18 protein-coding genes are annotated in these 22,593 nt (G+C 60.8%); 5 read left to right on the forward strand and 13 right to left on the reverse strand.

Translation table 11 applies throughout. The features are described from left to right. The first annotated feature begins 130 nt into the window (after positions 1–130). Positions 131–1,129, forward strand: coding sequence for a bile acid:sodium symporter family protein (locus tag OIL77_01710; protein HJI44136.1), 999 nt, complete (start codon positions 131–133; stop codon positions 1,127–1,129). Positions 1,130–1,159: 30 nt separating this feature from the next. On the opposite strand, the gene OIL77_01715 is transcribed toward OIL77_01710, so the two are convergent. The 8 genes from OIL77_01715 to OIL77_01750 all read right to left on the reverse strand — a co-directional run bounded on the left by OIL77_01715 (position 1,160) and on the right by OIL77_01750 (position 9,263). Next, positions 1,160–1,957, reverse strand: coding sequence for a DUF4931 domain-containing protein (locus OIL77_01715; protein HJI44137.1), 798 nt, complete (start codon positions 1,955–1,957; stop codon positions 1,160–1,162). 3 nt (positions 1,958–1,960) lie between these two features. Continuing rightward, positions 1,961–2,638: a copper homeostasis protein CutC gene (locus OIL77_01720; protein HJI44138.1), complete on the reverse strand. Its 678-nt coding sequence runs from the start codon at positions 2,636–2,638 to the stop codon at positions 1,961–1,963. A gap of 325 nt (positions 2,639–2,963) precedes the next feature. Beyond that, on the reverse strand, positions 2,964–3,677 hold the full coding sequence (locus OIL77_01725) for an ABC transporter ATP-binding protein (protein HJI44139.1): 714 nt from the start codon (positions 3,675–3,677) through the stop codon (positions 2,964–2,966). Then, entirely contained in the window at positions 3,678–4,538 is an 861-nt protein-coding gene (locus OIL77_01730; GenBank protein HJI44140.1) for an ABC transporter ATP-binding protein, read from the reverse strand. It lies immediately after the preceding gene. After that, on the reverse strand, positions 4,528–5,607 hold the full coding sequence (locus OIL77_01735) for a branched-chain amino acid ABC transporter permease (GenBank protein HJI44141.1): 1,080 nt from the start codon (positions 5,605–5,607) through the stop codon (positions 4,528–4,530). The genes OIL77_01730 and OIL77_01735 overlap by 11 nt, the downstream gene beginning before the upstream one ends. Before the next feature lie 9 nt (positions 5,608–5,616). Continuing rightward, entirely contained in the window at positions 5,617–6,498 is an 882-nt protein-coding gene (locus tag OIL77_01740; protein HJI44142.1) for a branched-chain amino acid ABC transporter permease, read from the reverse strand. A 139-nt stretch (positions 6,499–6,637) separates the two neighbouring features. Further along, a complete protein-coding gene (locus OIL77_01745) occupies positions 6,638–7,825 on the reverse strand; it encodes an ABC transporter substrate-binding protein (protein HJI44143.1) in 1,188 nt (395 codons plus the stop codon). Between the two features lie 271 nt (positions 7,826–8,096). Continuing rightward, positions 8,097–9,263 carry an ABC transporter substrate-binding protein gene (locus tag OIL77_01750; GenBank protein HJI44144.1) on the reverse strand — a complete coding sequence of 389 codons (1,167 nt, stop codon included), beginning with the start codon at positions 9,261–9,263 and terminating at the stop codon, positions 8,097–8,099. A 250-nt stretch (positions 9,264–9,513) separates the two neighbouring features. Here OIL77_01750 and OIL77_01755 point away from each other — a divergent pair, with 250 nt between their 5' ends. After that, positions 9,514–10,857 carry a homoserine dehydrogenase gene (locus OIL77_01755; protein HJI44145.1) on the forward strand — a complete coding sequence of 448 codons (1,344 nt, stop codon included), beginning with the start codon at positions 9,514–9,516 and terminating at the stop codon, positions 10,855–10,857. 214 nt (positions 10,858–11,071) lie between these two features. After that, positions 11,072–11,821 (forward strand): glucose 1-dehydrogenase, encoded by a 750-nt coding sequence (locus OIL77_01760; GenBank protein ID HJI44146.1) that lies wholly within the window; start codon positions 11,072–11,074, stop codon positions 11,819–11,821. Positions 11,822–12,290: 469 nt separating this feature from the next. Here the strand turns inward: OIL77_01760 and OIL77_01765 are convergent, their stop codons facing one another. After that, positions 12,291–13,853 carry a cation:proton antiporter gene (locus tag OIL77_01765; protein ID HJI44147.1) on the reverse strand — a complete coding sequence of 521 codons (1,563 nt, stop codon included), beginning with the start codon at positions 13,851–13,853 and terminating at the stop codon, positions 12,291–12,293. Between the two features lie 184 nt (positions 13,854–14,037). Between OIL77_01765 and OIL77_01770 the strand changes: the two genes are divergently transcribed. Then, the gene (locus tag OIL77_01770; GenBank protein HJI44148.1) at positions 14,038–17,784 is read left to right on the forward strand and encodes a phosphoribosylformylglycinamidine synthase; all 3,747 of its coding nucleotides are present in this window, start codon (positions 14,038–14,040) and stop codon (positions 17,782–17,784) included. Between the two features lie 100 nt (positions 17,785–17,884). Beyond that, positions 17,885–18,820, forward strand: coding sequence for a DMT family transporter (locus OIL77_01775; protein HJI44149.1), 936 nt, complete (start codon positions 17,885–17,887; stop codon positions 18,818–18,820). Between the two features lie 190 nt (positions 18,821–19,010). On the opposite strand, the gene OIL77_01780 is transcribed toward OIL77_01775, so the two are convergent. From OIL77_01780 to OIL77_01795, 4 genes are all read right to left on the reverse strand, one after another. Continuing rightward, entirely contained in the window at positions 19,011–20,153 is a 1,143-nt protein-coding gene (locus tag OIL77_01780) for a diguanylate cyclase (protein ID HJI44150.1), read from the reverse strand. A 188-nt stretch (positions 20,154–20,341) separates the two neighbouring features. After that, positions 20,342–21,364, reverse strand: coding sequence for a 2-keto-3-deoxygluconate permease (locus tag OIL77_01785; GenBank protein ID HJI44151.1), 1,023 nt, complete (start codon positions 21,362–21,364; stop codon positions 20,342–20,344). Positions 21,365–21,514: 150 nt separating this feature from the next. Beyond that, a complete protein-coding gene (locus OIL77_01790; GenBank protein ID HJI44152.1) occupies positions 21,515–21,838 on the reverse strand; it encodes an AzlD domain-containing protein in 324 nt (107 codons plus the stop codon). Then, the gene (locus tag OIL77_01795; GenBank protein ID HJI44153.1) at positions 21,828–22,484 is read right to left on the reverse strand and encodes an AzlC family ABC transporter permease; all 657 of its coding nucleotides are present in this window, start codon (positions 22,482–22,484) and stop codon (positions 21,828–21,830) included. The genes OIL77_01790 and OIL77_01795 overlap by 11 nt, the downstream gene beginning before the upstream one ends. Positions 22,485–22,593 lie beyond the last annotated feature (109 nt).

The raw sequence follows: 22,593 nt of genomic DNA on the forward strand, positions 1-22,593 counted from the left end.
ACCGCGGTTTCGATAAACGAGGGCGGTAATAGCCTCGAAATATTCGAGCGTTTCTGACGCACGGACGCATGCGAGCGTCTAGCATATCCATTCAAAACGGATTCACGAGCAAAGGGAGTCACAAGAGCATATGAAGCAATGGGTTGGACTGGGCAAGTTTCTCGCGGGGCACATGCAGATCATCGTTCCGATTTGCGTGGCGCTCGGCGTGCTCTTTCCCCAACAGATTGGCGTACTCAAGCCCATCGTTCCCACCTTGTTTGCCTTTATGACGTTTCAGGGCGCGCTCAGCAACACCTTTCACCAGGTAACCGAGGTGTTCCGCCGTCCGTTGCACCTAGTCTTGGCGCTGCTCGTCTCGGCGGTGCTTATTCCCATCGCGGCGTATGCCATGGGGTCACTCTTCTTTGGCTCCAACCCCAACCTTGTCTGCGGCATCGTGCTCGAGTACAGCGCGCCCGTGGCCGTCACCGCTTTTATGTGGATCAGCATGTTCGGCGGCAACGGCCCGCTCGCGCTCACCATCATCCTGACGTCCTCGGTTATCTCCCCTGTGACGATTCCGCTCACGCTCAAGCTCCTGTTGGGCGCCACCGTCTCGATCGATGTGCCGAGCATGATGCAAGACATGGCCTTTATGATCGCCATCCCCGCTGTGCTCGGTATTGTCATCAATGAACTCACGCGCGGCTGGGGCCACGAGAAACTCTCTCCCGCGCTCTCGCCCGCCTGCAAGTTCATGATGATGGGTGTCATCGCGTCCAACTCCACCGCTATGAGCGAGTACGTGCTACACATGAATGTTGAGCGCTTAGAAGTCGCGCTCTTTATCCTGGTGTTCGCCATCAGCGGCTTTATCATCGGCGTCCTGATCGCCCGGGCCCTGCACCTGCCGTATAGCGAGACGACCACCATGTGCTTTACCTGCGGCATGCGCAACATCTCTTCGGGTGCCGTCATCGCCACGCAGTATTTTCCCGGCGAAGTGGTATTCCCCGTCATGTGCGGCACGCTGTTTCAGCAGGTGTTGGCCTCAATTATCGGACACCTCTTTGAGCGTCTGACCGGCGAGGAGCGCGCCGCCCAGCGCAAGCGGGTCGAGGCCAGCCGCGATGCCATGGAACGCTAGACTGTCCGCATTACGCGGGTGATAGTCTTGCTATACGAGCGTTTCCAGATGCGCACGCAGGCGCTCAGCATCGATATCGAGCGTGGTCTCGGCATTAACCTGGGCCAAACGATAGCCGACAAAGTAGGGCGAAACCACCCAACGCGGCAGCGCCTTGGCAATGGTCCGACCGCCCAGGTGATAGAAGAACAAGTTGTACGACTCTGCGCGACCACCGTGGTGCCCGTTTAGGATATAGCGCAGAGCTACCTGGATCGCATCGGCAAAGAGATCCGCCTCGGCTTGGTCTCGTGCGTCATCGCTGGCGGCGATTCCCTGTGGAGCCGAGACGTTGACCTCAAAGAATCCCATGATCGGCTCGGTTGAGATGTTGACCGAGATTCTCCCCTGCCGCCAGACATCGATGCCTTCAAAGTTGGCTGAGGTCAGCGCCGCATAGCCGTCCTCCTGCTCCAAACCCACAATCTGCATGTGCGGATGGACCAGACTGCCGCCCGAAAGTGGGCCCTTGTTCTTGTACATGAGAACGCTGCGATACTGCCGGGAGTCAATCATCCGCTGCCAGCAATCCAGGGCAAACCGCATAACATGATGCAGCTCGTCCGGCGCATAGGTCACCAGGTCGGCGTCATGGTCGGACGACTCAATCAATACGGTCTGGCGAGTGGCCCGCAAGGTCTTAAACTTATTCTCGAGCCAGATGCAGTCACCGTCGCGCCGGATGATATTGGCGAGTTCCTCGGTATCGCAAAAGGGGCACGCGGTGCCGGGACGACGGTTGTCGTCGGGCTTACCGTTCGCCTGCTGAACGTCAAATACCAGCGCCACGGGTTATACCCCCAGCGGCACGATCTTGGTGCCATGGAGCTCGGAGACGCCCAGTGCCGCCGCCACGGTATCGCGGTTGGCCGTGGAAATGCCGCCACCGGGAAGGATGGTCAGGCGGTCGTCCGCGTACTCGATCAAGCGGACCAGGTTTTCGAAGTTGTCCTCGATCGGCGTACCGGCAGTGCCACCGTGCGTCAGAATGCGCGTGACGCCGCAGTCGGCGAGCGTGTCAATGGCGTCCAGCTGAGCCTCGGGCGAGAGCTGGTCAAACGCCATGTGGAAAGTGATGTCGATAGGATCGCGCTTGCACTCCTCGGTCGCGCAGCCCGCAGCCATCACGAGGGCGCCAAGCGTAAGTTCGTCGAGCGCCCATCCGCCAGCGCAGGGCTTGCAGCAGCCAAAGACCAAGCCGTCAACGCCCGCACTTACGGCAAGGCCCAGATCCATCTCCATCATACGCAGCTCGTCCTGGTTGTAGTGAAAGTCGCCGCCACGCGGGCGAATCATGCACATCACCCGTGCATCGTGCTCGTGAGCATAGTTGGTCGTAGCGCTGATAACGCCGGCCGAAGGCGTAGTGCCACCAACGGCAAGGTTGTCGCACAGCTCGATACGCCTTGCACCGGCATCGATAGCCGCCGGCACCCGCTCAAAGTTCTCGGCACAAAACTCGTACAGCATAGATAGACCCCCAAAGACAGCAGATGTTTTCCGACGGGCATTGTCACACACCCCCATGAAGTTGCGGTGGAATAGGGACTCTTTTGGCCTCTGAGGCTCCCATTTAGTCCCTATTCCACCGCAACTTAAAGGGGTAGTCGTTGGCATCTGCCACAACGTCGATGTTTTGGCGAAGTCAGCGAAAGCCCGCCAGAGCGAGCAAGGTGCCTTGAAACAAGGCGGCATTGACCTTCTGGTCATGCCGCCGAAGTTGAAAGGCAGATTGCCGCCCTGGCGGGCTTGCAGCGTCGAGCCGTTACGCGGTTTGGTAAAACCGCGTAACTAGTTAGCCACCAAGATATGCTTTGCGCACGTTATCGTCGTGCAGGAGCTCTTGGCCGGTGCCGGTCATGGTGATCTTGCCGGTCTCGAGCACGTAGCCGCGTGTGGCGATGGAAAGAGCCATCTGTGCGTTTTGCTCGACCAGGAGCACCGTGGTTCCGGCCTTATGCAGATCCTCGACAATTTGGAAGATCTGCTCAATCAGAATCGGTGCCAAGCCCATAGAGGGCTCATCGAGCATGAGCAGCTTAGGGTTACTCATAAGGGCGCGGCCCATAACGAGCATCTGCTGCTCGCCGCCCGAAAGGGTGCCGGCGACCTGGCGACGACGCTCCTTCAGGCGCGGGAACTGTTCGTAGACGCGCTCGAGACCCGGAGCCACCGTTGATTTGGGCTGCGTATAGGCACCCATTTCCAGGTTCTCCTCGACCGTCATCTGCAAAAACGCGCGACGGCCCTCGGGCACCTGGGCCAGGCCCTTGCCCACCAGCTTGTCGGCAGGCGTATGGGTAATGTCCTCGCCCATAAACTTGATGGAGCCGGTCTTGGAACGCAGCAGGCCCGAGACGGTCTTAAGCGTCGTGGACTTGCCGGCGCCGTTGGCACCGATCAGAGCCACGATCTCGCCCTCGTTGACGTTAAAGGAGATGTCCTTGATGGCGTGGATAGCGCCGTACCAGACGTTGATGTTGTAGACGGAAAGCATCGGCTCTGCCATTTAGTTCTCCCCCTTATCCTGCTTGCCCAGATATGCCTCGATAACAGCGTCGTTGTTCTGGATCTCCTCGGCCGTGCCCTTGGCGATGACCTTACCAAAGTTGAGCACGCAGATGCCCTCGCAGATGTTCATAACGAGCGACATATCATGCTCGATAAGCATGATGGCGATACCAAAGGTGTCGCGAATCTTGACGATGTTCTCCATGAGCTCCGCGGTCTCGGACGGGTTCATGCCGGCGGCAGGCTCGTCGAGCAGCAGCAGTTTGGGGTTGGTGGCAAGCGCGCGAACGATCTCCAGACGACGCTGAGCGCCGTAAGGAAGCGAGCCGGCCTGTTCATTTGCCAGGTGCTCCATGTCAAAAATGGACAGCAGCTCCATGGCGCGCTCGTGGGCGGCCTTCTCGTGCTTCCAATACGTAGGCAGGCGCAGCACGCCCTCAAAACCGGAGTAGCGCTCCTGGTTGTGCAGGCCGACCTTGACGTTGTCCTCCACCGTCATGGTGTTGAACAGACGGATGTTCTGGAACGTACGGGCAATACCCATGCGGTTGACCTGGTAGACCGACTTGCCCGAAGTGTCCTCACCGTCGAGCAGGATGGTGCCGTGCGTAGGCTGGTACACCTTGGTGAGCAGGTTGAAGACCGTGGTCTTGCCAGCGCCGTTGGGGCCGATGAGACCGGCGATCTCGGTTTTGCCGATAGTCAGGCTAAAGTCGTCGACTGCCTTAAGACCACCGAACTCAATGCCCAGGTGGATGCACTCGAGCGCCGGGCGCTGACCCAGGTCGCGGTCGGGAACGATGGCGCCAGAAGGATACGGGACCATCTTGCCCTTGTTGAACTCAAACTTACTGGGCATCGGCTGCCACCTCCTTCTTGGAAGCAAGGCGGTCCTTAATGCGTGCGAAGAACGCCTTGAGCTGCGGGTTGTTGGTAAAGATCATGACCAGGATCAGCACGATGGCGTAGATGAGCATGCGATAGTCCGAGAACTGACGGAGCAGCTCGGGAAGCACCGTGAGCAACGCCGCGGCGATGACGGAGCCGCGCATATTGCCCAGACCACCCAGAACCACGAACACCAGGATGAGGATGGACGTGTTGAAGTCGAACTTGGTGGCGGAGAGCTGCGAGAAGTTACCGCCGAAGAGAGCTCCGGCAGCACCGGCGAGGGCAGCGGAAACCACGAAGGCGATCATGCGGTACTCGGTGACGGAGATGCCTACGGACTCGGCTGCAATCTTGTTATCGCGCACGGCCATAATGGCACGGCCGGTACGGCTGCGAACCAGGTTGAGTACAATCACGAGCGCGACCATAACCAAGATGGCGCCGGCGAGGAAGGTCGAGTACGTCGACACGCCCGAGGCGCCCTGGGCGCCCTTGATGATGGCGGTGCCGTCCTCGAGCAGGTGCAGGTCGTCGATCGTAGAGTTGCCCGTGATGTTAAAGATCACGTGCAGGCCGCGGGAGTCGACACCCACGATAAGGCAAGTGACAATCTCTTTGATGATCTCGCCAAAAGCCAGGGTCACGATGGCCAGATAGTCGCCGCTCAGGCGCAGGACCGGGATGCCAATCAAGAAGCCCAAGACGGCAGCGGCGATAGCGCCGACCACGATGCTGATGATCAGGCGCACCGGATCGGAAGGAACGGCGCTCTCGAGGGCGACCGCGGTGACGATGCCCGTATAGGCGCCGACGCTCATAAAGCCCGCGTGGCCCAGCGACAGGTCGCCCGCGATGCCGACGACGAGGTTGAGGGAGATGGCCATGACGATATAGGCCGTGATGGGAACCAGCTGACCGGCGATCATGCGCGGAATCATGTGGTTCGACTGCATAAAGAACACGACGGCGAAGGCCACGATGCACATGGCGTACGTGACAAAGTCGTGACGCGTCTGCTTGTCTTTAAGAAACTTCATAACGCTCACCTACACCTTCTCGGGGACGTACTTGCCCAAGAGGCCGGCAGGCTTGACGAGCAGGACGATGATCAAAACACCAAAGACGATGGAGTTGGCAAGGCTCGTGGAAATGTAAGCCTGTGCCATCGCTTCGATGATGCCGATGAGAATGCCGCCGACAAAAGCGCCGGGGATGGAGCCGATGCCACCGAAGACGGCGGCGTCGAAGGCCTTGATGCCAGGCATAGCACCCGTCGTGGGCTGCAGCACCGGCGAGTAGGAGCACAGCAGCACGCCGGCGATGGCGGCAAGGGCAGAGCCGATGGCAAACGTCATCGAAATGGTGCGGTTGACGTTGATGCCCATGAGCTGAGCGGCAGCCTTGTCCTCGGACACGGCGCGCATGGCCTTGCCCATCTTGGTCTTACCTGTAAAGAACATCAGGCCGGCCATGATAACCAGGCAGGCGACGATGGTGACGAGCGAGACGGCGCTTACGTTGAACTTGGCCAAGAACTCCGGCACCTGGAAGGTGACGAGCGAAGTGAAGTTCTTGGGCGTGGCGCCCCACAGAAGCTGCGCGGCGTTCTGCAGGAAGTAAGACACGCCGATAGCCGTGATCAGAACGGCCAGCGGGCCTGCTTGGCGCAGCGGCTTATAGGCCAGACCCTCAATGAGAACACCGAGAACCGTGCAGGCCACGCAAGAGAGAACTACAGATGCCCAGCCCGGGAGGCCGAGATACGACGTGGCGCAGAACGAGACATAGGCACCGACCATGATGACATCGCCGTGAGCGAAGTTCAGCATCTTGGCGATACCGTAGACCATGGTGTAGCCCAACGCGATGATGGCGTAGACGCTGCCCATGGACAGGCCGTTGACCAGGTATTGGATAAAGACCGTCATGTTCCACATCCCCCTTTCGAATAGGTTTCCAGTTAATGTATGAAACAGGGACGTTACATCGTCCCTAGATACCAAGCAAGCAGGGAAGGCCAAAACCTCCCCTGCTTGGGATCAAAACCGCTCTATGTAAGGCGGCCAATTAGGCCTGTACGTACTTGCCGTCGGTAATGACGTACGCCGTCGGGTCCTTCTGGACCTGGCCCTTGTCGTTCCAGGAGAGCTTGCCAGTCAGACCGTCAACGGTAATGTTGCGCATAGCCTCGGGAAGCTTCTCGGCAACCTCGGTCGGGTCGGCGTCGGCACCCAGGCCGGCTTCCTTGAGGGCCTCGACCACCGCATGCACGCCGTCGTAGGCGTCGGCGGCAAACTGGTCCGGAGTCTCGCCATACTTATCCTTGTAGGCGTTGACGAAGTCGGCATTCTTCTCGTCATCGGCGGAGAATGGGGTCATGAGCAGCAGACCCTCGGCCAGAGAGGTGTCGAAACCTTCCACGCCCAGGATACCGTCCATACCGTCGCAGCCCATCATCTTGACGTCGTAGCCCATGTCCTTGGCGTTCTTGAGCAGGACGGATGCGGGCGTGTAGTAGATCGGTGCAAAAATCATGGTGGCGCCGGCCTGCTTTGCCTTGGTCAGCTGGTTGGTAAAACTCGTAGCAGAGTCGTCCTTGAAGGTCTCCTCGTCGACAATCTCAAGCTTAGACTTAGCGGCCTGGGCCTTAAAAGAATCTGCGATGCCCGAAGAATAGGCGTCGCCGGAGTTATAGAACAGCACGAACTTCTCGTTCGCATACTTCTGCGCCAGGAACTTGGCAGCGTTGACACCCTGGTTGGGGTCGGTGAAGCAAACCTGGAAGACGCAATCCTTGCCCTTGGTAACGTCCTCGGAGGACGCGGACGGGGTGATCATGAACGTCTCGGGGTCGTTACCACACTCTGCGGCAACGGCAACCGACGCACCCGTGGTGGTCGGGCCGACGAGGGCCTGCATGCCCCAGTCGAGCAGGGTGTTGAAGGCGTTGACGGCCTTCTCGCCGTCAGCCTGGTCGTCCTCGGCCTTGCTGACAAGCGGCAGCTCCTTGGTCGAGAAATCCTTGCAGCCAAGCTCGACAGCCTGGGTAACGGACTTGCCGTAGGACGCGTTGGCGCCGGTCAGCGGGCCGATGGTGCCGATCTTAAACGAAGCGTCGCCCGAAGCGGAACCACTGTCGCCGCCGTTGGAGGAGCAGCCAGCTAGAATGGACATCGCCCCCAGACCTGCTGCGCTCGCGATAACGCTCCTGCGATTCATAACAGGGTTCAATGACTTACCGGTGAGGCTCGACATGCGGCTCTCCTCTCAAATCTCGTCGGGTTTCGGTTACCCGACAGGCCATCCTTCGCCGTGTTCGGCGTTCGCAAAATAGTAGACGCTTTAGTTAAGGAAAGTGGCGATTATTTCAACTTTTCTTTGGATTTGTTCATTTATCCATAATTCTGCGTATTTCTATTACTTTATGCAGTATTGCCACTTTATTATGTAAAAGTAATGTTTCCATTCTGTTACAGGCGTCCCTGCCCTGAATAAAACAGCCTCACCGGTCGTGCTTTATGCGCACTTAGGCGGCGATGTACTTGCCGTCCTGAATCACATAGGCCGTAGCGGGCTTCTCGACTTGGCCTTCGTCGTTCCACGTGAGCTCGCCCGTCAGGCCCTCGATCTTGATCTTGCGCATGGCCTTGGCAAGGTCGCCGGCAATGTCGGCACCGTCGGCCGTAAGGTCGATGCCCGCTTTATCGATAGCCTCGACGATTGCGTGGACGCAATCGTAGGCGTCGGCGGCAAACTGGTTAGGCGTCTCGTCGTAGGCATCCTTATAGGCCTTGACGAAGTCGGCATTCTTCTCGTCGTCAGCCGAAAACGGGGTCATGAGCAGTACCCCCTCGGCAAGAGAGGTATCGAAGCCCTCGACAGAGAGCAGGCCGTCCATGCCGTCGGTACCCATGAGCGTCATATCGTAGCCCATGTCCTTGGCGTTCTTGAGCAGGACGGACGCCGGCGTGTAGTAGATCGGCGCAAAAATGAGCGTGGCGCCGGCCTCCTTGGCCTTGGTGAGCTGGTTGGTAAAGCTCGTGGAGGAGTCGTCCTTAAAGGTCTCGGTATCGACGATATCGAGCTTGGACGCCTTGGCCTGCTCGGCAAAAGCGTCGGCAACGCCCGAGCTATACGTATCGCCGGAGTTGTAGAACAGGGCGATCTTGGCATCCGCGTACTTCTCGGCCAAGAACTTCGCGGCGCTGGCGCCCATGGTGGGATCGGTGAAGCAAACCTGAAAGACCGTGGTCTTGTCCTTGGTGACGTCGAGCGACGAGGCCGAAGGCGTGACCATGAGCATATCGCCGGCGATCTCGCCCGAGACGGCGACGGCGGCACCAGTCGTGACGGGGCCGACGAGAGCCTGCATGCCCCAGTCGCACAGGGTATTGAAGGCGTTGATGGCCTTTTCGCCGTCGGCGACGTCGTCCTCGGACTTAAGCGAGAATTTGAGGTCCTTGGTCGAGAAATCCTTGGCGGCGAGCTTGGCACCCTTCTCGGCCGAAACGCCATAGGTTGCCGCGGCGCCGGTCAGAGGGCCGATGACACCGATCTTGAAGGTCTTGCCGTCATCGGCGGAGCCGCCGTCCGAGCCACCCGACGAGCAACCAGCGAGTGCGGCGGTGCTGCCGAGTGCCACGGCGCCGGCGAGAAAGTTCCTACGGCTGAGCGTGCTGTTGATGTTGAGCATGGTGTCCCCCTTTTCGCTGGCCGCGATGCGGCCGTCTTGCGGTACAGGGCAAACCTTATGGTGCAAACGTTGACAGTTTGTTACGGAGTTCCGTTTGTAGCGAGCATGTTTCCAATGTTTCCGCAGCGTTTCGGGGGTGCCGTTTTGTGCGACTCCTGTTGCCTGGCGAGCACGCGCCCTCGGTTCACGCTAGAATGCATTCAACCTTTAAGCGGTTAATCCATCCATAAGATGCACGAAGGAGCTATCTATGAGCGAACCCCTGCGCACCGTGAACGTCGGTCTGATCGGTCTGGGAACCGTCGGCGGCGGCGTGGCCCGTCTAATCAAGAGCCACCACGATGAGTACCTGGCAGCCTACGGCATCGACCTTAAGCTGACCCGCGCCTGCGCGCTTGCTTGGGAGCAGGCCGAGGCAGCAGGCATTGAGCGCGAGGCCTTTACGAGTGACTGGCACGATGTCGCAACCGACCCCGCCGTCGACATCGTCGTCGAGCTGATCGGCGGCGAGCATCCCGCAACCGAGATCTTCACCACTGCCTTTGAGCACGGCAAGCACGTCGTCTCTGCCAACAAGGCCCTGCTGGGCCGTCACGTCGAGACGCTTGCCGAGAAGGCGCGCGCGTGCGGCGTGCAGATTAAGTGCGAGGCCAGCTGCGGCGGTGGCATCCCCATCGTGAGCACGCTCGAGCACGACCTGGTGGGCAACAAGATCCTGACCATCGCCGGCATACTCAACGGTACCACCAACTATATCCTGTCGCGCATGGACGCCGAGGGCGCCGATTACGCCGACGTCCTTGCCGACGCGCAGGCCAAGGGCTATGCCGAGGCCGATCCATCCGCCGACGTCGACGGCTTCGACGCCGCCAGCAAGACGGCGATCCTCGCCTCCATCGGCTTTGGCACCCGCGTGACCACCGACGATGTGTACCAGCAGGGTATCCGCACCATCGGTGCCGAGGACATCGCCCAGGCCCGCGAGCTCGGCTACACCATTAAGCTGCTGGGCATCGCCCGTAACACCGACGCCGGCGTCGACGTCCGCGTGCACCCCACGCTGATCCCCGCCGACCGCATGCTTGCCAAGGTCAACGGCGCCATGAACGCCGTCTACGTGGTGGGTGACGCCGTGGGCGAGACCATGTTCTATGGTGCTGGCGCAGGCTCCTTCCCCACCGCGAGCGCCGTCGTGGGCGATATCCTGTCGCTCTCCGAGCAGATCAGCCGCGGCGTGGCTCCGTTGCCCGAGATTGAGCCCTATGGTCACAACCTCGCCTTTAAGCCCATGGACGAGCTCCAGACCAAGTACTATGTGCGCCTGAAGGTTGCCGACCGCGTGGGCGCCCTGTCCGAGACGGTCGACATCTTTGCCAAGCACAACATCTCGATCTCGCTCATCAACCAGGTCGAGGACGGCAAGTCGGGCGTCAGCGATGCCTGCTCGGTCATCTTCCTGACGCACCGCGCGCTCGAAAAGGACGTCCAAGCTGCCGCCGCCGAGCTTGCCAGCGTCGACTGCGTGGCCGAGGTCGCCAACGTCCTGCGCATCGAGGACGTCGAGGCTTGGACCGAAGGCGTCATGGCCAACTAACCCAACGCTCGCCTAGCAATACGCGCCTTGAGGGCTCCCGTCCGATGTGGGACGGGAGCCCTTTTGTCACCCGCCCTAAGCACAACGGCAGAGCATATTTGCGCGAGCCGCTCATCGGTAACGCGGGCTACCGTTCACCGATATGCAAACGCGACCGATTCCGGCTACCGCTACGCTGTGCTGCGAATGTCCGCCCGCGATGAGAGGAAGCACCATGTTGCTCGAGGGCAAGAAAGCAATCATCACCGGAGGCACGCGCGGTATCGGCTATGCCATCGCCTGCCGTTTTATCGAGGAAGGCGCTGCCGTCACTGTCTTTGGCTCGCGCCAGGAGACTGCCGACGCGGCCGTTGAGAAGCTGGCAGCCGCCTATCCCGACGCCAAGGTCTGGGGCCGCTCCTGCGACATCACCTCGCTCGAAGCCGTGACCGAGGCCTTTACCCAGGCTGCCGCCGACATGGGCGGCTTGGACACGGTCGTCAACAATGCCGGCATCTCCCAGCGCTCGCCGCTCCTTAACTATACGGCCGAGGAGTTCGCAAAGGTCATGGACCTCAACGTCGTCGCCGTCTTTAACGGTCACCAAGCTGCCGCCAAGATCATGACCGAGGCCGGCCACGGCGGCACCATCACTACCACAAGCTCGATGGTCGCCAAGTACGGCCAGCCCTCCGGCGTCGGTTACCCCACGTCCAAGTTTGCCGTCAACGGCATGGTCCAGTCGCTCTCGCGCGAGCTCGCCCCCATGGGCATCCGCGTCAACGCCGTTGCCCCAGGCGTAACCAAGACCGATATGGTCGCCAACCTGCCCGAAGAGGTCATCAAGCCCATCATCGCCACTATTCCGCTCGGTCGCATGGGCGAGCCCGAGGACGTTGCCAACGCCTTCGTTTTCCTGGCGAGCGACATGTCCTCCTACGTCACGGGCGCGGTGCTCCCCGTCGACGGAGCAGCCCGCTCCTAAAGGTCGAAAGTTTCGGCTTCGAACCTCAACGGAGCTCAACGCAAAAGGCGCGCTGCCTGCATCAACCGCAGGCAGCGCGCCTTGTTCTGCTTGTAAGGGAAACTGCGTCCCGGCATTTCAGCCCAAAACGGGACGCAGTTTCCCTCAGGGCCTTCTTTCGGAAACTATGTCCCATTCTGGGCGCGGATTCTGGGGCGCGCTTTCCGCAACGAGCCTCTCGCGGAAACTTGTATCCCACTCTGGGCGACCATTCCGGGACACGGTTTCCCCAAGGCCTTTGTTTAGGAAAGCGCGTCCCATTTTGAACCTTCAGACTGGGACGCGCTTTCCGGCAGGGGTCCAAAGCGGAAACTGCATCCCACTCTGAGCGCCCATTCCGGGACACAGTTTCCCAACGGCCCCCGTTTCGGAAACCACATCCCGTTCCGAGCCTTCAAAGCGGGACGCGGCTTCCCCGAGAGAGTATCGACTACTTGCCGTCGTCGTCCTCGGCTTCTTCTCTTGCATAGAGCTCCAACATGCGGCGGCGGTATTCGCGCACGGCGAGCTTGGCGCGCTCCAGGCGGCGACGCTCGCGCGGAGTCAGCTCGGACGGGTCGACCTCGTCTCCATAGGTCTTATCGGCAAGCAGGTGCGCCGCGTCCACGATGCGGGCATCGATGTGGCCGCTCGCCGCCTCGGCGGAAAGACGCTCGGCAATCGTATCGAGCGTAGGCAGGCCCTCGAATACGCGACCATGGCCATGCGAAGTCAGCAGCTCATGCTCGCGCGCGAGCAAGCTCGCTAGGTCGTGGTGGGCGCGCAGGATGTCGAGCGCATCGGATGGATGCTCGGCAACTTCTGCCACGGCGGCGACCGGCGCGGCGTCGACCACGCGGTAGAAGAGCTGCGCGAGCAACGGCATCAAGAACACCGTGATGGCACCGGCAGCAACCATGACCGACGCAATATCTTGCGACAGCGCGCCCGCGTTGACGGCAACGCTCGTCACGGCAACGATGATCGGCAGCGCCGTGGTGCAGTACAGGGCCACGGTAATGCGACCATACGCCGACACATCGCGCGTCGCAGGACAAATGCTCATAGAAATAAGTATGGGCACGGCACGAATAATCAACAACGCCACGATAAAGCCCACGAGCAAACCCGGGCGCGACGCCACGGCCGTCAGATCGATCTTTGCGCCCGATACGGTAAAGAATACCGGAATCAAAAAGCCGTAGGCCAGGCCATCAAGCTTGGTCTCGAGCGTATGGTTGCCCTCGGGGATGATGTAGCGCAAGACAAAGCCGGCGGCAAAAGAACCCAACACGATGTCGAGATCAAAGACGGCCGAGAACGCCACGAGTGTGACCAGGATGAGCACCGTCAGGCGCACGAAGGTCTGCGACGTGGTATCGGCGCGTTCCTCGACAAACGCAAAGAAGCGGCTGCCGACACGCTTGGAGCGGCTTGGGACCACAGCCAGCAACACGCAAACCACCGCAAACAAGCCAAGGATTACGAGCGTTTGGATGCCAGTGCGGGCAGACAGCAGCACCGACATGGCGAGCACAGGGCCGAGCTCACCCCAGGTGCCATACGCGAGAATCGAGTCGCCCACACGCGTGCCAGTGAGCGAGCGCTCACGCATGATGGGCACGAGCGTGCCGAGCGCCGTCGAAGTGAGGGCAAGCGTCACGGCGATACCGTCGAAATGACTGACCGAGAACCACGGGGTAAAGCGCACGGCAAGCCAGGCGATACCAAACGTGACGGCCCACGTCGCCAAGCCGTAGCGCCCCTCGACGCCCGTGATGCTCTTGGGGTCGATCTCAAAGCCGGCAAGCAGGAACAAAAAGGCCAGGCCCAGCTCGGACACAAGCGAGACCTCAGCATCTACATGGATGACGCCGAGCATATGGGGTCCCAGCACCGCGCCGAGCACGAGCAAAAAGACCGTCTCGGGAACAGGTTTTCCGGGAATCGCCGAGGCGATAAAAGGACTCGCAAAGGCCACGAGTGCGATGATGGCGAGCGAAACGAATGCCATGTGATGCCTTTCTCTTGTTTGCGCTTCACTGTAGCACCCTCGCCGTCCTCAACGCGCCGCGAGCTGTCGTATCATAGTGAGGTTTACAAACATGTGGCTCAAGGCGACCGCAGGGCAGACCCCGCAAACCGACCGCTGCCGCATACCGTACCGTACGCCCAACCGATCAGGAAGGCAGGAACCAATGGTCTCTCGTATCTACGTGGAGAAGAAACCCGGGTTCGACGTCGAGGCTCAGCAGCTCAAGGGCGAGCTGACCGAAATTCTCGGCATCAGGGGCATCGAGGCCCTGAGGATCATCAACCGCTACGACGTCGAGGGCATCGACGAGGAGCTTTTCCGCTCCTGCGTGCCGACCGTCTTTAGCGAGCCCCAGGTCGATGTGGCCTACGACGAGCTCCCCGCAAGCGATGGCGCCGTCTTTGCCGTCGAATTCCTGCCTGGCCAGTTTGACCAGCGCGCCGACTCCGCCAGCGAGTGCGTGCAGCTCATCAGCCAGGGCGAGCGCCCCGCCGTGCGCTCCGCCAAGGTCTATATGATCTCGGGCGCTCTGGACGAGGCCGCCATCGATGCCATCAAGCACTACGTGGTGAACCCCGTCGAGGCGCGCATCGCCTCGCTCGACCTGCCCGAGACGCTGTACATGGAGACCCCCGAGCCCCAGCCCGTCGAGGTGCTCGACGGTTTCCGCGAGCTCGACGAGGCCGGCCTTGCCGCCTTTATTTCCGAGCGCGGCCTTGCCATGGACGAGGCGGACATCGCCTTCTGCCAGCAGTACTTCCGCGATGAGGACCGCGACCCCACCATCACCGAGATCCGCGTGATCGACACCTATTGGTCCGACCACTGCCGCCACACCACCTTCGGCACCGTCCTGGACGACGTGACGATCGATGACGCCGTGGTGCAGCAAGCCTTCGACCGCTACATGGAGATGCGCCACGAACTCGGTCGCGACGCCAAGCCCGTCTGCCTCATGGACATGGGCACCATCGGCGCTAAGTACCTTAAGAAGACCGGCGTAATGACCGATGTCGATGAGTCCGAGGAGATCAACGCCTGCACCGTCAAGGTGAAGGTCGATGTCGATGGCGAGGACCAGGACTGGCTGTTCCTCTTTAAGAACGAGACCCACAACCACCCGACCGAGATCGAGCCCTTCGGCGGTGCCGCCACTTGCGTGGGCGGCGCTATCCGTGACCCGCTCTCGGGCCGCAGCTATGTGTATCAGGCTATGCGCGTCACCGGTGCCGGCGACCCCACCGTCCCGGTTTCCGAGACGCTCGAGGGCAAGCTGCCGCAGCGCAAGCTCGTGACCACTGCCGCCGCCGGCTACTCCAGCTACGGCAACCAGATCGGCCTTGCCACCGGTCAGGTCAACGAACTCTATCACCCCGGTTACGTGGCCAAGCGCATGGAGGTTGGCGCCGTCGTGGGCGCTACCCCGGCAAACCACGTTCGTCGCGAGTGCCCCGCCCCCACCGACAAGATCATCCTGCTGGGCGGCCGCACCGGCCGCGATGGCATCGGTGGCGCCACCGGCTCCTCCAAGACCCAGAACACCGAGTCCATCGAGACCTCGGGTGCCGAGGTCCAGAAGGGCAACGCCCCGGTCGAGCGCAAGCTGCAGCGTCTGTTCCGCCGCGGCGACGCCTGCCGTCTGATCAAGCGCTGCAACGACTTTGGCGCCGGCGGTGTCTCGGTCGCCGTGGGCGAGCTTGCCGACGGCCTGTATGTCGACCTTGATACCGTGACCAAGAAGTACGACGGCCTGGACGGCACCGAGCTCGCTATCTCCGAGTCCCAGGAGCGTATGGCCTGCGCCGTCGCCGACGGTGACGTCGAGGAGTTCATGGGCTACGCCGCCGAGGAGAACCTCGAGGCGACCGTTATCGCCGAGGTTACCGCCGAGCCGCGCATGCGCATGGCCTGGAACGGTGTCGCCATCGTCGACCTATCCCGCGAGTTCCTCAACTCCAACGGCGCGCCCAAGCACCAGATCGCCCACGTATGCGCCCGCAGCGTGTGGCAGCCCAGCTGGGCCGGCACCACGCTTGCCGAGCGCATGACCTCGCTTGTCACCGACCTCAACGTCGCTTCCAACAAGGGCCTTTCCGAGCGCTTCGACTCCACCATCGGCGCCGCGACCGTGCTCATGCCCTTTGGTGGCAAGACGCAGCTCACCCCAAGCTCGGCCATGGTCGCCAAGTTCCCCGTGGACGGCGAGACCACCACGGCGAGCGCTATGGCATGGGGCTTCAACCCCTACCTGATGGAAGCCGACCAATTTGCGGGCTCCTACCTGTCCGTGGTCGAGTCCATCGCCAAGCTCGTTGCCGCCGGCTTTGAGCACAAGCGCGCCTACCTCTCCTTCCAGGAGTACTTCGAGCGCCTGCGCACCGAGGCAGAGCGCTGGGGCAAGCCCATGGCTGCCGTCCTGGGTGCCCTTATGGCCCAGGTCGACCTGGGTGCTGGCGCCATCGGCGGCAAGGACTCCATGAGCGGCTCGTTTGAGGACGAGGCCGGCGAGCTCAACGTTCCGCCGACCCTGATCAGCTTCGCCGTCGCCGTGGGCAGGGCCGCCCGTGCCGTCTCGCCCGAGTTCAAGGGCCTCACGCACCGCGTCGTCCGCATCGCCCCCGCTACCTATGGCGAGGACTACCGTCCCGACGCCCAGCAGCTGCTCGCCGCGTTTGACGCCGTCGAGGCGCTCACTGCTACCGGCAACGCCCTGGCCATCTCCACGCCCGGCTACGGCTGCGGCGCCGAGAGCCTCTTTAAGATGTGCGTCGGTAACCAGATCGGCATCGAGCTTGCCGAGGACGTGGACGTGGAGAGCCTCTTCACCCCGCTCTACGGCAGCTTTATCGTCGAGCTCGCCGAGGATGCCGAGCTGCCCGAGGTCGCCGACGGCGTTGTCGTCGAGCCCCTGGGCACCACCGTCGAGGGCTATGTCATCGACACCGGCTCCGAGGTCATCGAGCTCTCCGAGCTCCAGGAGGCCTGGGAGAGCGGCATCGAGGGCGTCTTTGCCTACCGCAGCGCCGACGAGACCCCCGAGGTCGAGACCATCGACTTCCGTGCCAAGGACATCCACGTGTACAGCGGCGCCAAGATCGCCCGTCCGCGCGTGATCATCCCCGTGTTCCCTGGCAACAACTGTGAGTACGACAGCGCACGTGCCTTCCGCGCAGCCGGTGCCGAAGCCGACACCTTCGTGATCAACAACCTCACGCCCGAGGCCGTCGCCGAGAGCACCCACGAGCTTGCCCGCCGCATCCGTGCAAGCCAGATCGTCATGATCCCCGGCGGCTTCTCGGGCGGCGACGAGCCCGATGGCTCCGCCAAGTTCATCACGGCGTTCTTCCGCGCTCCCGAGGTCACCGAGGCAGTTCGCGACCTGCTCAAGGCCCGCGACGGCCTGATGCTGGGTATCTGCAACGGCTTCCAGGCCCTGGTCAAGCTCGGCCTGGTGCCCTACGGCGACATCGTCGACGCCACGCCCGATGCGCCCACGTTGACGTTCAACACCATCGGTCGCCACCAGAGCCGTCTGGTGCGCACCCGCATCTCGTCCAACTTGTCCCCGTGGCTGTCGCAGTGCAGCCTGGACGACCCCTACACCGTCGCCATCAGCCACGGCGAGGGCCGCTTTGTCGCCAATGACGAAGTGCTCGCCCAGCTGATCGCCAACGGCCAGGTCGCCACGCAGTACGTGGGCGAGGACGGCAAGCCCAGCATGGATCTTTCCGTCAACCCCAACGGCTCCGCACTCGCCATCGAGGGCATCACGAGCCCCGACGGCCGCGTTCTGGGCAAGATGGGCCATGCCGAGCGTCGCGGCGACAACCTGTACCGCAACGTGCCCGAGCATGTCCCCGGCGACAAGTTCATGCCGATCTTTGAGAGCGGCGTAGCCTACTTCGCTTAAACCTTTCCCATCGGGTACAATCCCTTCGGGTAACAACACCCGCCACCGGCACGCCCGGTGGCGGGTTCTTTTTTATTTGCGCGTATGGGAGAAGAACATCATGGAAAGCCGCAAGCCGTATCTCGCCACTCTGCCCGGACTCATCCTGGGTTGCCTCGTCTGCTGCGCGCTCTGGGGGTCGGCTTTCCCCTGCATCAAGATCGGTTACGAGCTGTTTGGTATCCCGGCGCACGATAGCGCCTCGCAGCTACTCTTTGCAGGTTTGCGCTTCACACTTGCCGGTATCCTGGTTATCGCCGGTATGAGTGCAGCCCAGCGCCGCCCGCTCGTCCCACAGGCACGCGATATCAAGCCCATCTTTATCTTGTCGCTCTTCCAGACTATCGGGCAGTACTTCTTTTTCTATCTGGGTCTCTCGCGCGCCAGCGCCATGTCGAGCTCCATCATCGAGGCCAGCGCCAACTTCCTCGCAATCCTCTTTGCCGCCCTGGCATTTCACACCGAGAAGCTCAATACGGCCAAGGTGCTTGGCTGTGCGCTGGGCTTTGCCGGCGTCGCGCTCGTCAACCTCTCGGGCGCAGATGGCACCTTTGGCTTTACGCTCGATGGCGAGGGCTTTATCCTAGCCTCCACTGTCGCGGGTGCTCTTTCGACCTGCCTGATCGGTATCTTCTCGCGCGAGCACGACGGCGTCTTGCTTGCCGGGTGGCAGTTCTTGGTCGGCGGCCTGATCCTCACCGCCATCGGCTTTTTGATGGGTGACGCGCTCTCCCCCACAGCGATTGTCCCCGCCATCGCGCTCATCATCTACATGGCGCTTATCTCCGCGGTCGCCTACTCGCTGTGGTCGCGCCTGCTTGCCGTCAACCCCGTCAGCCGCGTCTCTGTCTTTGGATTTATGAACCCCGTCTTTGGTGTGGTGCTGAGCGCGCTGCTGCTCGACGAGGGCGCTGGCACGAGCCTCGTTACCGTCATCGTTGCCCTGCTGTTGGTCTGCGGCGGCATCATCATCGTCAACAAACCCAAAAAAGCCTAGCGAGCTCACCTTTTTAGGGAGGGCCTTCAAACACTTTAGCTTAATGGAGTGCACTGGTTCTCGTTGATTTCGTACCGAGTCGCAGCGGCAGACGCCCGCCTTGCCGCACCGCGCCCGGGCATTATGGCCGGTGGCCCCCACAAACGCAAAAGGGGCGCACGACCATCGCAACGGTCGTGTGCCCCTTTTCCTAGCGTATCTGAACGCCGGCTTTCTTTTTCTCGGCCTTGACACGGTAGAGTTCCGTGTCGGCGGCGCGAAGCAGGTTTTGCCAGGTATCAATACCATCGCCGACCCGCGCGCAACCGATGGACATCCGCAATGCATACGGCACCTCGGCATGCGCGAGCTCGTCGTTGATTGTCGCGCACAGATGCATGATATCCTGTTCCGCCGCTGCCTTTTGGAGCACCACGAACTCATCGCCACCATAACGCGCGATAAAGCCACCAGACGCCGAGCAGACCTCTTTGAGCGCAGCGGATATTACCTGAAGAGCATGGTCGCCCTCCACATGTCCATAGCGATCGTTAATCTGCTTAAAGCCGTCAGCGTCCATCATAAGCAGATACACATCTTCGGCCTGATCCACATTTGAAAAGAGCGACAGCATATAGGTCTCAAAACGGTTGCGGTTGTTGAGTCCAGTCAACGGGTCAGTCGAGATCAGTTGCTCCTGGCAGATGATATAGAGCAGCAACATGCTAATCATTATGCCGACACAAAGGCCAGGCACCGAGTATACGATCTGAAAGGTACCGCCCACCAGAGCGGGAACCGCAAAAAAGGCGAGGGTGCGATAAATGGCCTTCTTTTGCAGGCTTTCGACTTTTCGAGCCTGAATAAAGGCATGCAAGGACGTATATATGACGTAGCAGTAGCTAACGATAGGCTGAATCATATAAAGCGCTCCGCGACGATATACGCCCCGCGCATCGATATAGAACATAGCGTGCGTCCAGTAGCTGGTAAATGCCAGAACGACCACCAATGCGGTTGGCAACGTTAAAAGTACCACCCTATAGGGCGTGGTCAGGAGCCGTGAGCCCTGCATCGTCTCGGAATAGAAAAACCAAATGAGGCACGCGATGGCGAACAGCGAAAACGAAACCGCGTTGGAAATCCAGTTGGCCGTGATGCCTACAGGAGTGCTCACGCCGTCCGAGAGCGTCCAGATCATATCGAAGAAAATGTAGGCAGCAGACGTGTAGCCCAGCATGCTAAACAAAAGCTGCTGGGTGCTCGAGAACAGGGAGCGACGGCTTCGTACGGCAAGTCCGATAAGAATAATCATGCACAGCAGGAATATCTCGATCTTGAGTGCCTTTACCACTAGACGCCCTCCCTTCAATATCCAAGTGGCCAGAATCGCCCAATTCGAATCTGGGCAACAAACACCCCCTACTCCGCAGGGGTAAGGGGAATAATAGCAGAGCGCCCGAACGTCACTGCAAGACAGCTCTCGTTCGGGCGCTCAAACGGCGCGAGTTGCACGCCGGAATCATTGATGGGTATCGATTGCTACTCGCCATCGATGTCGGTCGCGACAGCCTCTTCGATGGCCTCGACACCGGCAGGCGACAGGTCTTCCTTGCCCTGGCAGAACTTCTTATCGACCCAGCCGGTTAGAATCGGGGCCATGATTGCCGTGATGATGACGGCAGTGGCGATCTGCGCATACGCAGTGGGCGCAAGCTCGGCATAGCGCGGAGCGACCTCGGCGAGGGCGACCGGCGTGGTCATGGCCGTGCCGGCAATGGTGGAACATGCCACAGCCGCCTTACCGTTGCCGCCACACAGACGCTCAAAGGCAAAGGTAATGGGACCGACGATAAAGAGCGTGATGAGACCCAGCAGGATGCCCGAAATGCCACCGGCGATGAAGCTCGAAAGGCTCATGGACGCACCGAGCTGAAAACCAATTACAGCAATCGCGGGATTGGCGCCGGGAACCAGCAGGTTCTTGATAAACGGGAACAAGTTGCCCAGGACCATGCCGATAACAAGCGGCAGGATGGATCCGATGATGGTGCCGACAGGGATGTTGGCAAGACCCGAAACACCAAGGATGATCATCGTGACGGCGGGGCCGGCCGTAAAGAACAGGATACCGACGGCGCCCTGCTCGGACTCATCGCCGAACTCGCCCATGATGCCCGTATAGAGCGCCATGTTGCAAAACGTAATGCCGCCGATGATAGACACGGAGCTCAGACCCAGGAAGTTGTCGTTAAAGAAATATGCCACGCCTAGGCCGAGAGCCGCTGCGACGACCAGCTTGGGAATCAGCACGACGATGCCGGTCTTGATGGCGCCCGGCGTGGACTTAAAGCTGATGCCGGCGCCCACGAACAGCAAGATCGCGGCAACGATGGTGTTGGAGCCGCCGCGGCAGGCAGCCGTAAAGAAGCCGCCGACCTCAAAGACCTGCGGGCAGAAGGTATTGAGCAAAAGGCCGACGATCATCGGATAGATCATGATGTCGCCCGGGATACGCGGGACCTTGAATTTCTTTTGCTCGTTGGCGGTCGCTTCCTGTGCCATGAAACCCCCATTTCCGCTGACGGGGTACAAAAGCCCACGTCACGCTTTGCTACAGTAAAGTTTGACCATGGTACCAGAAGAAATAGACCAGCTCGGTGAAAAATCCGACAAGTTGGGATGGAACGAGATTCGGCGCCCGCGACGCCACCCCTATATAAGGCTCAAGACAATATAGAGTACGATGCCCGAGACGCAGCACCACAGCATCGATTTTGTCTTGACCGCCACGACCACGACGCCGACGGCCGCAATCCAGGGAACCAAGGCAGGCCAGAGTCCCGCGTCGAACGCGCCGGGGCTCACCAAGTCGTTGGCGACCAGCGCGGCAAAGGCAGCGGGCGGGATATAGCCCAGGGCCTCGGTAATGCGGGGCGACAGGGTCCGCCCGCGCAAGGCGAACGCCGGCGCGATGCGAAAGAACGCGATAGCAGCCCACGACGACAGCCACAGAACCAAGAACTCGTTAACGGGCATCGCGGGCACCTCTTCCGTCAAATACTGCATCGCACGCCAACGCAATGGCAATGCCGGCCACGACGCTTGCCGGCACGGCAATATTCACGAGGCCCAAGAACTTGCATACGGCGACGGACACCGCGCCCGAAACCGCCGCGACAACGTTGCCGCGCGACAGCCGCTGCGAAAAGAGCAGGCAGATAAAGAGCGAGGTGCAGACAAAGGCTGCAATGGCGGTGGGAACATCGACAACGGCGCCGACGATGGCGCCCATCGTACACGAAACGCCCCATGTTGCGATGAGGATCACGTTGAGCACAAAGGACTCGCGCGGGCCCCAATCCTCCCCTTCAACCAACTTGGCAAGCGAGATGCCATATGCCTCCTCGGTAAGTGTCGCGGCAACAGCCAGCGTCTGACGCTTCGAGGCACCCGTCAGATGCGGCGCGATCGATGCCGAGTAAAGCGCAAAACGCGAGGAGATGGCGGCAACGCTCGCGATAATCGAAGGTGCCGGTACGCCCGCCAGCCAAAGATTGCAGATCATAAACTGGCCGCTGCCCGTCACAAACGTGCTGCTCAGGGCAAAGACCATCCAGGGCTCCATTCCCGTCTGCCCCATGATCATTCCGCACGGCGCGCCTATTGCAACATAGGTAAGCATCACCGGCCAGACGGTTCTAACGATTTTGAGCACCATACGCTTCTCATCCTGACAAGGTCTCCGAGCCGCATGTAGCGATACGGCAGAATCATCATCCGACAGCAACCGA

The sequence above is a fragment of the Coriobacteriaceae bacterium genome, from assembly GCA_025993015.1.
GTDB lineage: Bacteria > Actinomycetota > Coriobacteriia > Coriobacteriales > Coriobacteriaceae > Collinsella.

What these genes read in the sequence shown, in the direction of transcription:
- OIL77_01745 (HJI44143.1), bottom strand. Translation starts at nt 7,825, where the DNA reads ATGTCGAGCCTCACCGGTAAGTCATTGAACCCTGTTATGAATCGCAGG.
- OIL77_01770 (HJI44148.1), top strand. Translation starts at nt 14,038, where the DNA reads ATGGTCTCTCGTATCTACGTGGAGAAGAAACCCGGGTTCGACGTCGAG.
- OIL77_01725 (HJI44139.1), bottom strand. Translation starts at nt 3,677, where the DNA reads ATGGCAGAGCCGATGCTTTCCGTCTACAACATCAACGTCTGGTACGGC.
- OIL77_01710 (HJI44136.1), top strand. Translation starts at nt 131, where the DNA reads ATGAAGCAATGGGTTGGACTGGGCAAGTTTCTCGCGGGGCACATGCAG.
- OIL77_01785 (HJI44151.1), bottom strand. Translation starts at nt 21,364, where the DNA reads ATGGCACAGGAAGCGACCGCCAACGAGCAAAAGAAATTCAAGGTCCCG.
- OIL77_01775 (HJI44149.1), top strand. Translation starts at nt 17,885, where the DNA reads ATGGAAAGCCGCAAGCCGTATCTCGCCACTCTGCCCGGACTCATCCTG.
- OIL77_01750 (HJI44144.1), bottom strand. Translation starts at nt 9,263, where the DNA reads ATGCTCAACATCAACAGCACGCTCAGCCGTAGGAACTTTCTCGCCGGC.
- OIL77_01790 (HJI44152.1), bottom strand. Translation starts at nt 21,838, where the DNA reads ATGCCCGTTAACGAGTTCTTGGTTCTGTGGCTGTCGTCGTGGGCTGCT.
- OIL77_01735 (HJI44141.1), bottom strand. Translation starts at nt 5,607, where the DNA reads ATGAAGTTTCTTAAAGACAAGCAGACGCGTCACGACTTTGTCACGTAC.
- OIL77_01740 (HJI44142.1), bottom strand. Translation starts at nt 6,498, where the DNA reads ATGACGGTCTTTATCCAATACCTGGTCAACGGCCTGTCCATGGGCAGC.
- OIL77_01795 (HJI44153.1), bottom strand. Translation starts at nt 22,484, where the DNA reads ATGCTTACCTATGTTGCAATAGGCGCGCCGTGCGGAATGATCATGGGG.
- OIL77_01730 (HJI44140.1), bottom strand. Translation starts at nt 4,538, where the DNA reads ATGCCCAGTAAGTTTGAGTTCAACAAGGGCAAGATGGTCCCGTATCCT.
- OIL77_01755 (HJI44145.1), top strand. Translation starts at nt 9,514, where the DNA reads ATGAGCGAACCCCTGCGCACCGTGAACGTCGGTCTGATCGGTCTGGGA.
- OIL77_01720 (HJI44138.1), bottom strand. Translation starts at nt 2,638, where the DNA reads ATGCTGTACGAGTTTTGTGCCGAGAACTTTGAGCGGGTGCCGGCGGCT.
- OIL77_01760 (HJI44146.1), top strand. Translation starts at nt 11,072, where the DNA reads ATGTTGCTCGAGGGCAAGAAAGCAATCATCACCGGAGGCACGCGCGGT.
- OIL77_01765 (HJI44147.1), bottom strand. Translation starts at nt 13,853, where the DNA reads ATGGCATTCGTTTCGCTCGCCATCATCGCACTCGTGGCCTTTGCGAGT.